The sequence below is a fragment of the Brachybacterium tyrofermentans genome (assembly GCF_014897585.1).
GTDB classification, from domain to species: domain Bacteria; phylum Actinomycetota; class Actinomycetes; order Actinomycetales; family Dermabacteraceae; genus Brachybacterium; species Brachybacterium tyrofermentans.
The window spans coordinates 42,414-55,070 of record NZ_JABUXW010000001.1 but is presented as its reverse complement, the minus strand read 5'-3'; the positions used below and the strand labels follow the sequence as shown (position 1 = coordinate 55,070).

Here is a 12,657-nt window from a genome sequence, read left to right as displayed (position 1 = left end):
CTCGGACCGGACGCCTCAGATCGGGCGCATCCCCTGCGTGGTCGCCGCGGGCAGCTCCACGCCGATGGCCCGTGCCAGTGTCACGCCCAGATCGGCCCATGACCCCTCGACGTCCGACGTCGGCAGCCCGGGCCCGCGGGCGACCGCGACCGTGCGGGCCGAGGGATCCGTGGCGGCGCGGGGCCCGTCGTCGTAGGGATCACCGCCGTCCACCAGCGAGCGCCGCGTGGCCGAGAGCCCGAGGACGGTTCCCGGGGAGCCCTCGAGCACCGCGATGACGTCGGTCTCCGCGGACGCCCCGGCTCCGCCGTCAACCCGGCGCAGGCTCAGCCGGGGAAGGTCGTCGCGCCGGTCGTCCGCCTCCTGTGCGGCCAGGTCGTTCCGCCGCGCGAGGTCGACGAGATCGGTCAGCGCCGCGAGAGCGGACTCCCGCACGGCCTCCCCCTCGTCCCGGCGCACGTGCAGCACGCCGCGCGGCCCGTCGGGCCACACCAGCGCGCGCACATCCTGCAGCCGCGGACCGTCGGCGCGCAGCAGACCGCGCTCGGCGAGCACCGCATTGGGATGCACCCGCAGATCCGTCGGGACCAGCGGCCTGCCCGGCACCAGCACCACACGGTCTGCGTCGTCCGGGGCGAAGGAGGTGAGCACCTGGTCCAGGGCATCGATCGTGTCGGCGAGAGCGCGAGAGGGATCGGGGCCGGTCATGCCCGCCCGACGGCGCACGGACCCGAGGCCGGTCAGGCGCAGGGCGAGGAGATCGACGGGTCCGAGCCGCAGGCAGTCCGCCGCGATCTCGGCGACCAGGTCGTCCGGCGGGACCTGCGAGAGCTGCACCCCGGCCTCCCGTCGTGCCGTGAGGTGCTCGGCGACCATCCGCGGCGAGCTGGTGGCCTCGGCCATCTCCCAGCGATGGCGATAGCGGTGCGGATCCTCGGTCAACGGCAGGCAGAGGTCGATGTCGGCGCCGGCCGTCGCCGGCCACTGCAGGGCGGCGGTGACCAGTCCCTGCTCGCGGGCCTGGTCGAACAGGGTGGGCACCCTGAGCGAGTCCGCGTACCAGTCGGAGCGCGCCGTGGCCGGTCCGGTGGAGAAGGGATGCTGGGTGGTCACCCCGGCCCGAGCGGGAGAGGTTCCCGTGACCAGGGAGAGCAGCGTCGGGACGGACTCGGTGGAGCCGCCCGGGGGGATCTGCAGGCGCGTGGCGGCGCCCGACGGCCCCTCCGACACGCCCCCGAAAAGTCCCCCGCGCAGCGATGCTCGCTCGGCGAGGTGGGGGAGGTCCTGCTCGTCGAGTCCGTCGACGGCGATGATCAGCGTGCGGCCGGACGTCACAAGGGCCCCTCTCGGCGGGATCGACGGACGGTGTCCCGACCACCGTAGGGCGGGGGTGTTGCCGGGGCGCGAGGTCGGGGTGAGCACGTGGCCACCTCCTGGTGAACACCGTGCGCCTCGGCGGACGCCTGGTCAGGCGCAGGCCGCGTTCGTCGCGTCGTCCCCGGTCAGTGCCGCCGACCCGGGATCCAGCAGGTCCTCCCGCGCGATGCGGGGAGCCGCGATCACGGTCGCCATCGTGGCCCGCTGCGCGGCGCGCTGCTCCACGGTGTCCGCGAGGGCCGGCACGACGAGCCCGCCGGATTCGCCGACGGCGCATGCATCCAGACCATGGATGGTGGCGCGGAGGGCGGCGGTGGAGATGGAGCCCGCGACAGCCCTGGTTCCTGTGTCCGTCTCTGACTCTGCCTCTGTCTCTGTCCCGGTGCGGAGGGTCGCCACGATGCCCACGCGGTAGGCGACCACGCCCACGGCGCGGGTGGCGGTGTCCAGCACCGTCCACGCGATGGTGCCGCCCAGCAGGAGCGCCGGGGCGCCGTCGTGATCGGCGCGGAACCAGTCCATCGACAGCGCGGGGCGTCCGACGCTCGCGAAACCCTCCGCGGGGGCGAAGCAGTAGACCTGGCGATCGCCGCCGTCCCAGGCGGACTGCAGGAGGTCCCGCCAGTACTCGGGACTCGCGGAGCGGACATGCTCGAGGGTGGCCGCGTCGTCGAGCCCGCGGACCGCGCCGGGGGAGAGGTAGGCGGCCTCGAGGAAGGAGATCAGCGACTGACGGGCCGGGTCCAGGACCGCATCGTCGTCCCCGAGCTCCCCCCAGGTCTCCAGCTCCGACGCCGCGCCGGCGATCGGCAGGGCCAGCACGTCGTCCGCCGTGCGCCCGTCCCAGCGCACCTCATCGAGGTGGGCCAGCGGGTCCCGTGGGACATCGCCCGAGGTGGGGACCGGAGCCGGATCGCGACCGCATCCCGCCGCGAGCAGGATCGCACCGGAGGCGGCGACCAGGCCGGCGAGGTCCCGTCGGCGCAGCGAGGAGACGGGCGGAGCTGTCATCGCGTGCGGAGCCGTCGTCGACTGCGGAGTCATCGGTGGTCGTGGGGTCATCGCCGGCCGGGGGTGGAGGGATCCGCGCGCCCGGCCTCGGCGTCGAGCCGGTAGCGGACGTCGTCGGCCCGACCTCGGTCGCGCCGCGTGGCCCGGTCCACCAGCTCCCGGGTGTCGTGGCCAGGCTCCTCGGACTGCAGCACAGCCCAGGCCAGGAGGCCGATGGTGAGCACGGCGGTGAGGGCCAGGAGGATGCCCAGGATCGGCCAGGAGAAGGCGACGGGATCCCAGAACGGATCGCTCCGGAAGGGTGCGGCCAGGACCACGAGAACCCCCATCCGGTCGTGGTGCGCAGGGGCCCGGGGACGGTCCCGGGCCCACAGAGATGAAGGTCAGCATAGCTGTCGGGCGTTTCGTGGTTATGCTGGGGAAGTTATGGCTGATGTGATCGTCGGGCGCTTCGCCCTCATCGACCTGATCGCCAAGGGCGGTTCCGGGTCTGTCTGGCGTGCCTGGGATTCGAAGACCAAGGAGCTGTGCGCGGCGAAGGTGCTGCGCCAGCGCGACTCCGCCGATCTCATGCGCTTCGTGCGCGAGAAGGGCGTCAGCTTCGACCACCCCCATCTCCTGACCCCCTACGGCTGGGGTGCGGAGGACGAGCACGTGGTGATCGCGATGCCGCTGGCCTCCGGCGGCACCCTCGAATCCGTGGTCAAGACGCGCGGCAAGCTCGCCGAGCCCGCCGTGGTCGTGCTCCTGGACCAGCTGCTCGACGGGCTCTCCCATATCCACGCCGAGGGCTGGATCCATCGGGACGTGAAGCCGGCGAACATCATGTTCGAGCCGCGCGGCCGCGCCGCGCCCGTCTCCCGACTCGCGGACTTCGGCATCGCCGTGCACGAGACCGATGTGCGCTTCACGCATGTGGGCATGGTCAACGGCACCCCCGGCTACATGGCACCGGAGCTGTTCGCGATGGCCGAGCCCGTGCCCTCCCACGATCTCTACGCCGCGGGCGTGGTGGCGATGGTGGCCCTGAACGGCCCGATCAAGCTCCATGACGGCTCCTTCCGGCCCGACGAGCTCACCCAGTACCTGCGCGGGGTGACCCCGAAGCTGTCCGCGGTGATCCGCAAGCTCGTCGCCGCCCAGCCCGAGGACCGCTACCAGGACGCCGACTCGGTGCGCCGCGATCTGCCGCGCGTGCCGCAGGGCTACCCCCTGGCCCACGCCGACGGCAGTCCGCTCGATCTCCGCGACACCCTGGACCCGCTGCCGGCGGACGCTCCCGGGGCGGTGCGACCCGAGCGGCCCGTCCCCCAGGTCAACCCCTCCTCGCTCGAGGCGATCCGAGCCGGCCAGGTCCAGCAGGGCTTCTCCTCCGGCTCGCCGTCCCCGCAGACAGGACCGCAGTGGGCCGGGCAGCAGACGTCGGCGCAGCGCCAGCCCGGTCAGTACGCCCCCACCCAGCAGGGGACAGCCCCGTACGGGGCTCCGCAGCAGGGACCGGGACCGCAGCAGGGAGCGGGGCCGCAGAGCGGGATGCAGCAGCAGTACTCGCCGCAGCAGTACTCGCCGTCGTCCGGCCCCCGTCCGGGCGTCCAGTCCCCGTCGGGCGCCGCCACCTCCCACGGTGGGGTCAACGGGGTCAAGGACCGCAGCACCCTGATCGCCGTGGGCCTCGGGATCGCCGCGGCGGTCGTGCTCGGCGTGATCGTGGCCATCACCTTGCTGATGATCTTCCCCAACGACTCCGCACTCGGCGCAGGCGGCGACGGTGCGGGCGCTGCCGGTGCTGGCACCAGCAGCATCGACGCGGCCTTCGCCGAGGTCGACCCCGGCCAGGAATGCGCTGAGCAGGACGAAGGGGTCATCGCCCTCACGCCCGAGGGTGACTACATCTCCTGCACCCTCGCCGACGACGGCGACGGGTACGCCTTCGCCTGAGCGGCCGACCGGCCTCAGCGCGGTGCGACCGCCGTGGTGTCCAGGGACTGCACGAGCGCCTCGCGCCGGGGGTCCATGAGCAGGTCGATGCGCAGGGAGGGGGCGCCGTCCCCGACACCGGGCAGCACCCAGCGCAGCTGCGCACGGCTGATCGCCGTCGCATCCTCCGCGCGCAGGGACGCCAGGGCGTCCGAGCTGTTCGTGCCCAGACCCGTCGCGGCGAGGGCAGTGTCCAGGCGTCGGCGGCGCTCGGCGCGGGAGGTGTCGAGGTCCATGTTGTCCGCGAACCAGGCGTCGGCCACGGAGTCCTCCCCGGTGCGCAGCCAGTCCAGGGCGGCCGAGGCGGCCTCGAGGGTGCGGGGTGCCGCCTGCGTCGCGGCGGGGGCGAGCAGGGCCGGGGCCTCGCGCTGCAGGATCCGCAGGGCCTGCATCGACAGCGGGACGGCGGGGGCGTACTTGGAGTTGGCGAGCGCCACGATGCCCACGCCGGTGGGGCGGTGCCACACCATGAACGAGCCGTACCCGGGGTATCCGCCGGAGTGGGAGATGATCTCGCCGAGGTCGGGGAACTGCTCGACGACCAGCCCGAAGCCGTACCCTCGGATCCGGTCGAAGCCGGGCGAACGGCCGTCCTCGCCGGCGGGGAGGGCGGGCATCCGGTGGTGGCGCTTGAGCTGCTGCATCTCGCGGCGCGAGGCCGACGAGAGCAGTGCCTGCTCGCGGGTCGCAGAATCCGGGGCATCGGCGGCGGCGAGGAAGCGCACCCAGGTGGCGACGTCGTCGACCGTGGAGAACAGGCCGGCCATCGCGCCGTACACGCCGGGGGAGTCCAGCGGCACCGGCTCGAAGCGGGTGGCGTCGGTGCGGTCGGCCAGGCGGTGACCGGTGGCGACGCGGGAGGCGTCCAGGGTGGAGGTCTCGAAGGCGGTGTCCGCCATGCCCAGCGGCTCCAGGAAGCGCTCGCGGATCTGCGCGGTGTAGTCCGAGCCCGTGACCTCGTCGATCACGCGGCCCAGCAGGGCGTATCCGGTGTTGGAGTACTCGAAGCCGGTGTCGGGGTGGTGCACATGTCCGAGCCCGCCGGCGAGCAGCGCCGCGAACTCCTCGCGGGTCATGGCCTCCTGCCGGTCGCCCCACGGGTTGTCGGTGACCAGACCTCCACCCATGGTGAGCAGGTGGCGCAGGGTGGGCTCGGGGTCGTCGGAGGCGAGCTCGAAGGCCCCGGCGGCCTCGGGCACGTAGGCGCTCACCGGATCGTCCAGGCGGAGCTTCCCCTCATCGCGCAGGGCGAGGAGTGTCGCGGCGGTGAAGGACTTCGTCATCGAGGCGATGCGGGAGATCGTGGCCCCGTCCATGGGGGCGGACCCGGCGGCGAGCTGTCCGGCGTCCAGCTCGCGGTAGCCGGCGGCGCCGTGCGCGAGGACAGCCTGCTCGTGGTCGTGCCCGCCGATGATCGCCCAGGTCACCCCGGAGGTCCTGTGGCCGGCGACGGCCTCCTCGAACAGGGCGGAGATCGCGGCGAGGGCGGCAGGGGGCACCGTGGTGCTGGGGGTGCCGGGCGTGCTGGGACGGGGAGCGGTGGAGCTGGAGGGCATGGATCTCACTCTAGGACGTCGGGCGGCGTGGGGTGGTCTGGCGACTCCGGGGACTCCGACGGCTCCGGGGCCGCCGGGCCGCGCGAGCCGTAGAACTCGGCGATGATCCGGGCCGGCTCCGCGCCGATCGCCGCGGCCAGCAGCGAGGGGTCGGTGCGCCCGGGATCGAAAGGGGCCGGCATCGGTGCGGGACCGGGGGAGGACCCGGCGTCATCGTCGGCGTCCGCCCCCTCGGCGTCCGTCCCGTCGTCGTCCTGGGGATCGGCCCGCTCGGCGGAACTGCTCGCCGCTGCGCTCTCCCGCGGCGCGATCAGATCCTCGAGGGTGAGGCCGCGCAGGGTCACCAGGTGCACAGGGTGCTCGTCCACGGCTTCGACCAGCACGTACACCAGGGCCGCGACGTGGCGGCAGGGTCCCGGCCAGTCCAGGCAGGAGCAGTCGTGGCTCAGCTCGGAGGCGTCGCGCGGCAGCAGCGAGATCTCGTGCGGGGCCAGCGCGCCCTCGATCTCCTGCGGGTACTCTCCGGCGGCGAGCCGGGCGGGCAGCTCGGGGCGGGCCCGGACCACCTGCAGGAACACCTCGCGGTCCGACGGGGAGTAGACGGGCAGGTCGAGGCGGGCCTGATACAGCTCGCCGTCGGCGTCGAGCACGTCGCCGCGGGCGATCCCCGCCTCGACGTCCAGCCACTGCACGCGCCCCGCGCGGGCGTCGGCCCTCCCGCTGCCGGAGCGGCCCACGCCGAGGAGACGCTCGGCGGCATCGCGCAGCGCGACGGCGTGCCAGCCCTTCCCGATCGCGCCGCGGCGCGAGACCAGTTTGATGCTCATCGACCGTCCCTCATGTCTCGTCCTCGTCCAGGGTCAGCAGGTCCAGCAGACGGTCGTCGTCGAGATCGGAGAGCCAGTCCTCGCCGGGGCTGATGGTGAGATCGGCGAGGGACTGCTTGTCCGCGAGGACCGTGTCGATCTTCTCCTCGACGGTGCCGGCGCTGACCAGCTTGTGCACGGTGACGTCGCGGCGCTGGCCGATGCGGAAGGCGCGGTCGGTGGCCTGGTTCTCCACCGCCGGGTTCCACCAGCGGTCCAGGTGCACCACGTGGTTGGCGGCGGTGAGGGTGAGGCCGGTGCCGCCGGCGCGCAGGCTCAGCAGCATGAGCCCGGGGCGGTCGCGATGCTCCTGGAACTCGGCGACCATCTGATCGCGGTCGTGCTTGGAGACGCCGCCGTGGAGGAAAGGCACCGAGGAGACCCCCATCTCGGCGAAGCGCTCCTCCCAGTAGGGGACCAGCAGATGCCCGAAGGTCGTGAACTGGGTGAACAGGATGACCTTCTCGCCCTCGGCGAAGGCCGCCTCGAGCACGTCGTCGATCAGCTCGAGCTTCCCGGACCGGTGCTGGCCGTCGCGCAGGATCGCCGAGCCGTCGCCCAGGTAGTGGGCGGGATGGTTGCACACCTGCTTCAGGCGGGTGATGGTGGAGACCACGAGGGTGCGCCGGGTCTTCTCGTCGGCCCCGTCGATCTTCGCCATCAGCTCGTCGACCAGCGCCTGGTAGAGGCCGGCCTGCTCCGGGGTCAGGTTCACCACCCGGGTGAGCTCGCTCTTCTCCGGCAGGTCCTTGATGATCGAGCGGTCCGTCTTCACCCGGCGCAGGATGAACGGGGAGGTCACGAGCTTGAGGCGGCTCAGCGCCCCGCTGTCCCCCTCCTCCTCGATCGGGGTGGCGATGCGGTCCCGGAAGCTGTTCGCGCTGCCCAGCAGCCCGGGGTTCGCGACCTCCATGAGGGAGTGCAGATCGGCGAGCTTGTTCTCCACCGGGGTGCCCGTCAGCGCCAGGCGATGGGGGGCGTGCAGGGTGCGGGCGGCGCGCGTGACCTGGGTGCCCGGGGTCTTCACGTGCTGCGCCTCGTCGAGCACGATGCGGTGCCAGGGAACGGCCGAGAGCACCGGGAGATCGCGGGCCAGCAGCGAGTAGGTGGTGATCACGAGGTCCAGATCGCCGGCGCCGGCCACGAAGGACTCGTCCCGCAGGCGGCTGCCGCCGTGGTGCACGTGCACCGCCAGGTGCGGGGCGAAGGTCGCCGCCTCGCGCTGCCAGGCCCCCACCACGGACATCGGGCACACCAGCAGGGTGGGGCCGACGCTCCCGGGCGTCGCCGCCGGGACGACATCGGGGACCTCGACGGAGTACCGCTCGTGCCCGAAGGCGTCGGTGCCCTCCCGCTCACGGCACAGCAGGGCGAGGACCTGCATCGTCTTGCCGAGCCCCATGTCGTCGGCGAGGATCCCGCCCAGCCCCATCCGGTCCAGCGCCCACAGCCAGTTCAGGCCGTCGACCTGATACGGCCGCAGCGTGGCCTGCAGGGAACGGGGCTGCGGGTGGGGGAAGGCGCCCTCGGCCCCGGGCATCAGCCGGGCCAGCCCGTGGCGGCCCCCGGAGACCATTGCGGCCAGCCCGAAGTCCACGTCGGCGGCGTCGGGGGAGAGGATCAGCGAGAACATCTCCAGCCAGGGCGCCTGCCCGGCGATCTCGGCCGGCGGGGGCGGGAGATCCGGCATCGACGGGGCCGACGGGGTTGACGCGGTTGACGGGGCCGACGGGCGGCCGCCGGGCGAGGTGAGGGGCGGGGCGTCCTGCACGATCCCGTCGTCGCCGGTGCGCAGGCGACGGTCGCGGGTGCGGGAGGTGAAGGCGTCGAGGAAGCGCTCGGCGGCGCGCAGGGTGGTGGCGTCCAGGCGCACCCATTGGCCGCGCAGCTGCACGAGCTCGGACTGCGCCTCCCGGATCTGCTCCATCTCCTCCTCGGTGAGCTCGGTGTCGCCCACGGCGACCCGCCAGCGGAACGAGGCCATCGCGCCCAGGCCCACGCCGGAGGATTTCCTCTCCTGACTGCCCTCCTCCTCGGCCTCCTGCGGGCGCAGAGTCGTGCGCTGCTTCGTCCAGTCGCGCGGCAGCAGCACCGTGACCCCGGCGTCCTCGAGGGCCGGGGTGTCCCGGGAGAGGAACTCGCCGGCCTCGGCGGTGGTCAGCAGCCAGTCCACCCCGGTCTCGTCGACGGATGCGCTGCGCACCGTCGGAGCCAAACGCATCACCGCGGCAGAGGCCTCGGCGGCCCCGGCGGCGGTGAGGTCTCCGACGGCGCGCAGATCGGCGATGGGATGCACGGTCCCGTCGTGCTCCCGCAGGCAGGTCTGCAGGGGCCAGGCGGTGCCCACCGGCGGCTGGAACAGTCGCACCACCAGCTCGCTGTCCGTGGAGGTGAGCTGCACGCCGGGGCGGCCGGAGTCCACGAAGGCGTCGAAGGCGGCGGTGATCCGGCGCTGCGCGGGCAGGTCGGCGCGCAGGTCCCCGTCGTCGGCGAGCGCCCACAGCACGCCGAGGCGATCCTCGGCGGGAGCCTGCACGGTCCGCAGGTGCTCCGCGAAGGCGGACCGGGCGTGCCCGTCCACCAGGGCGTGGAGCAGCGGCGGGGCGTCCCGCTCCGGGGCGCGCCACTCGAGCACGGGACGGCCGAAGCGCTCGCGGGCGCGCACCCGCATCGCGCGGTCGGCGACGACGCCCTGCGCACGCAGATGCAGCACGGTGGCCGCGATGAGGTCCGGCATGGCGATCAGCTCGCCGCCGAGCCGGGCCGCGGCGCCGTCGGCGAGCAGCGCGGAGACCTGCTCGGCGAAGGCGTCGCCGAACCGTGCCTCGAGCAGCTCGGTGGCCGCACCCACGACGGCGGTCAGGGCGGTGCCGCTCAGCGGCAGGGCGGGGACCCGGCGATCCCCCGCACGGCCCGCGATCCGCACCCGGTGGCGCAGCTGGTCCGGGGCGTCGGCGAGGGCCTCTGCGAGAGCAGCTGGGGCCTCCCGCCGCAGGTCGGAGAGATCCTCGAGGGCCTTCGAGCGGCCCGGACCGGTCTCCTCCCGCACCCACAGGGAGGGTCCCAGGTCCTCGTCGACGACGAGGCTGAGGCGGCGGGTGGGCATGGTCCCAGCCTAGGCCCCGCGACCGACGTCCGGGCCGACGGGGCCCGCGTTGTGGACGGGGAGCTCAGAGCCCGTCGATGATCAGTGCCGTGGCGTCGAGCCAGGCCTCCTTGGTCTTCGGCGAGACGCGCGTCCAGTCCAGGTGGGAGCCGTCCACGAACTGCTGCTCGTAGGGCACCTCGGCCACCGCGCGGGTGTGGGCGCCGAAGTGCGCGAGCAGGCGGTCGCGCAGCGTCGGATCCACCTTGCCCTTGGAGGAGTGGGACAGGATCGTCACCGCGTGGTCGACCTGCTCGGCCAGACCCGTCGCGCGCAGCTCGTCGATCATCCACGCGGCCGCGTTGAAGGTGTCCTCACGCACGGTCGAGACGATCACGAGCTGATCGGCGTTGCGCACAGCGGCCAGCCAGTTCGAGGCGCGCACGTTGTTGCCGGTGTCGATGACCTTGATCCGGTAGAAGCGGGAGAGAGCGTCGTTGAGGTCCGCGAACGCCTCGCCGTCGATGGAGGCGGCCGAGCCGGGGTCCTCGTCGGAGGCCAGGATGTCGAAGCGCATCTCGCCCTGGGGGCGCACGTACGGATCGAGGTCCGCGTTGCTCGCGTCCGGGGCGCGCAGCTTCTCGATGTCCTGCAGCAGGTCGACCGCGGTGCGGTGGTGGTCGGTGGGGATGCCGCGCCAGCCGAGGGTTCCGCGGGTCTCGTTGTTGTCCCAGGCCAGCACGTTGCCGCCGCGGGTGACGCCGAGCGACGCGGCGATCATCAGGGAGGCGGTGGTCTTGTGGGCCCCGCCCTTGAGGTTCACGACGGCGATGTTGCGCGGTCCGTCGAGCGGCTGGCGCACGCGCTCCAGGCGCTCGGTGTCCCGACGCTCGGCCGTGCCGGGCCGCGGGGAGATCGCGCCGCCGGTGACCCGGGTGATGAACCCGGGGATGCCGCGGGTGGCCTTGATCTTCTCCGGCTTCGAGGTCGAGCTCTGCAGATCCTGCAGAGTGGGTCGGGACTCGGCTTCCGGGGCGGTGCGCCCCGGCAGCGGACGCTTCGACGCGGGGGAGGGGATGGGGCCGGTGGCGGCCGGGACCGGGGACGGCACCGGTGTGCCGGGCACTGACGAATTCGACGACGCCGACGAATCCGACGGATCCGACGGAGCCGCCGGGGCCGACGACGCGGAGAGCGCGGACTCCGCCGAGGCGGCCGACGGGGCGGGCGACGGCGAGCTCGACGAGGCGGCGGAATGGCTGTGCCCGGCGGAGCTCGGCGATGTCGCCGACGTCGCCGAAGATGCAGAAGCCGCCGAGGTCGCGGAGTGCGGCGACGGGGCGGAGTCGGTCGAGCTGCTCTGGCCCTCGGCAGCGGGCATCGCGGCCGCGCGGCGGCGGCGTGCGCGGGACCGCACGGCGGGGAGCTCCCCGGTCTCGTCGGCGCCGATGGCGGCATGCTCGCCGGTGACCGGGCTCGAGGCGGTGTCGGAGCTCGGCACGGGGGCCGGCTTCGCGCCGACGGTCGTCAGCATCGCCGGATCGATCGAGCTGAGGTCCACGGTGTCGTCCGTGGGCAGCTCCTCCTCGACGACCGGCGGAGCGATCAGGGGCGAATCGATCGGGGGACCGTACAGCGGCTGGTCGTCCGCCGCACGGCCGGCGATCCGGCCGGTGGGCTCGACCCGCAGGTGGTGACGGACGTCGGGCTCGACGATCACCACATCCACGGCCTTCTCCCCGGTACGGGCGGTGGTGATGAAGACCTGCTTCACCCGATTGCGGATCTCCGGCAGATCCGCCCCGGTGACCTCGACGGTCTCGTCGGCGAGGTGCACGGTGGCGGTGGTGTCGGAGGTGATCCGCGCCTGCGCGATCATCGATGAGTTCCTTCCGGATCCTGAATGCCCGCCCGGCCGGGTGCGACCGGGTGGCAGGGGTCGGCTCTACTGTACGGGGGGCGGGCCATCGGGCGCTCCTCGACGAGACGTCCCGGGCCTGCCTACAGTGGCGACGTGCACACCTTCCTGCTGTCCGAGCCCGCGGGCACGGGCGAGAACGAGGACGCCGCCGGTGCGCTCGGCGAGGTGGCCGTGCTGCTGGACGGGGCCGGGGTGCCGCAGCGCTTCCGCGCCGGCTGCCACCACAGCGTCGCCTGGTTCTCCCATGTCGTCGCCGGGCGCCTGCTGATCCGCGCCCAGGACCGCTCCACCGATCTGCGCAGCGCGCTGGCCGGTGCCATCGCCGATGTGCGCGGACTGCACGAGCACGAGTGCGATCTGGACTTGGGCGGACCCTCGGCCACCGTGGTCGTCGCACGACGGGTCGGAGAGCACCTCGAGCACCTGGTGCTGAGCGACTCCTCGCTGCTGCTGCGAGGCACGGATGGTCGCGTCGCGCGGATCACTGATCAACGGGTCGACGAGGTGGTCGCCCGGGAGCGGGAGGCCACGGCCGTCGAGGCGCGGCGCAACGCCACGGGCGGGTTCTGGGTGGTGCGGCACGAGAGCGAGGCAGCGCAGCAGGCACTGGTCGGGCGCACGCCGCGGGCGACGCTGGGATCGGTGCATCTCGTCTCCGACGGCATCACCCGGGCCGTGGACCTACTCGATCAGGACGACGACACGTCGCTGGCGCTCGCGCTGGAGGCCGACCCGCGTCGCGTGATCGAGGGGATCCGGGCGGGGGAGCGGTCGCTCGAGGTCGCTCGACGCCCGCGCAAGCTCCATGATGATGCGACGGTGCTCACACTTCGTCCGTGACGAGGACGGCTCGCGGGGCGGATC

9 protein-coding genes are annotated in these 12,657 nt (G+C 73.4%); 2 read left to right on the top strand and 7 right to left on the bottom strand.

From position 1 onward, the window contains the following. Positions 1-15: 15 nt before the first annotated feature. The 3 genes from INT49_RS00215 to INT49_RS00205 all read right to left on the bottom strand — a co-directional run bounded on the left by INT49_RS00215 (position 16) and on the right by INT49_RS00205 (position 2,717). Positions 16-1,335 (bottom strand): alkaline phosphatase family protein, encoded by a 1,320-nt coding sequence (locus INT49_RS00215; protein ID WP_193115726.1) that lies wholly within the window; start codon positions 1,333-1,335, stop codon positions 16-18. 132 nt (positions 1,336-1,467) lie between these two features. Continuing rightward, positions 1,468-2,388 carry a hypothetical protein gene (locus tag INT49_RS00210; protein WP_193115725.1) on the bottom strand — a complete coding sequence of 307 codons (921 nt, stop codon included), beginning with the start codon at positions 2,386-2,388 and terminating at the stop codon, positions 1,468-1,470. A gap of 47 nt (positions 2,389-2,435) precedes the next feature. After that, positions 2,436-2,717, bottom strand: a complete 282-nt coding sequence (locus INT49_RS00205; RefSeq protein WP_193115724.1) for a hypothetical protein — start codon at positions 2,715-2,717, stop codon at positions 2,436-2,438. 97 nt (positions 2,718-2,814) lie between these two features. Here INT49_RS00205 and INT49_RS00200 point away from each other — a divergent pair, with 97 nt between their 5' ends. Continuing rightward, entirely contained in the window at positions 2,815-4,326 is a 1,512-nt protein-coding gene (locus tag INT49_RS00200; RefSeq protein ID WP_193115723.1) for a serine/threonine protein kinase, read from the top strand. A gap of 14 nt (positions 4,327-4,340) precedes the next feature. Here INT49_RS00200 and INT49_RS00195 read toward each other — a convergent pair whose 3' ends face one another. The 4 genes from INT49_RS00195 to INT49_RS00180 form a co-directional block, all read right to left on the bottom strand. Continuing rightward, positions 4,341-5,921, bottom strand: coding sequence for a serine hydrolase domain-containing protein (locus tag INT49_RS00195; RefSeq protein ID WP_193115722.1), 1,581 nt, complete (start codon positions 5,919-5,921; stop codon positions 4,341-4,343). Between the two features lie 5 nt (positions 5,922-5,926). Beyond that, positions 5,927-6,748, bottom strand: coding sequence for an SWIM zinc finger family protein (locus INT49_RS00190; RefSeq protein ID WP_193115721.1), 822 nt, complete (start codon positions 6,746-6,748; stop codon positions 5,927-5,929). A gap of 10 nt (positions 6,749-6,758) precedes the next feature. Further along, complete coding sequence (locus INT49_RS00185) at positions 6,759-9,893, bottom strand: DEAD/DEAH box helicase (protein WP_193115720.1); 3,135 nt, start codon at positions 9,891-9,893, stop codon at positions 6,759-6,761. 64 nt (positions 9,894-9,957) lie between these two features. Further along, positions 9,958-11,751 carry a MinD/ParA family ATP-binding protein gene (locus INT49_RS00180; protein WP_193115719.1) on the bottom strand — a complete coding sequence of 598 codons (1,794 nt, stop codon included), beginning with the start codon at positions 11,749-11,751 and terminating at the stop codon, positions 9,958-9,960. Positions 11,752-11,886: 135 nt separating this feature from the next. On the opposite strand from INT49_RS00180, the gene INT49_RS00175 reads away from it, so the two are divergent. Beyond that, positions 11,887-12,633 carry a protein phosphatase 2C domain-containing protein gene (locus INT49_RS00175; RefSeq protein WP_193115718.1) on the top strand — a complete coding sequence of 249 codons (747 nt, stop codon included), beginning with the start codon at positions 11,887-11,889 and terminating at the stop codon, positions 12,631-12,633. The last annotated feature ends 24 nt before the right edge of the window (positions 12,634-12,657 follow it).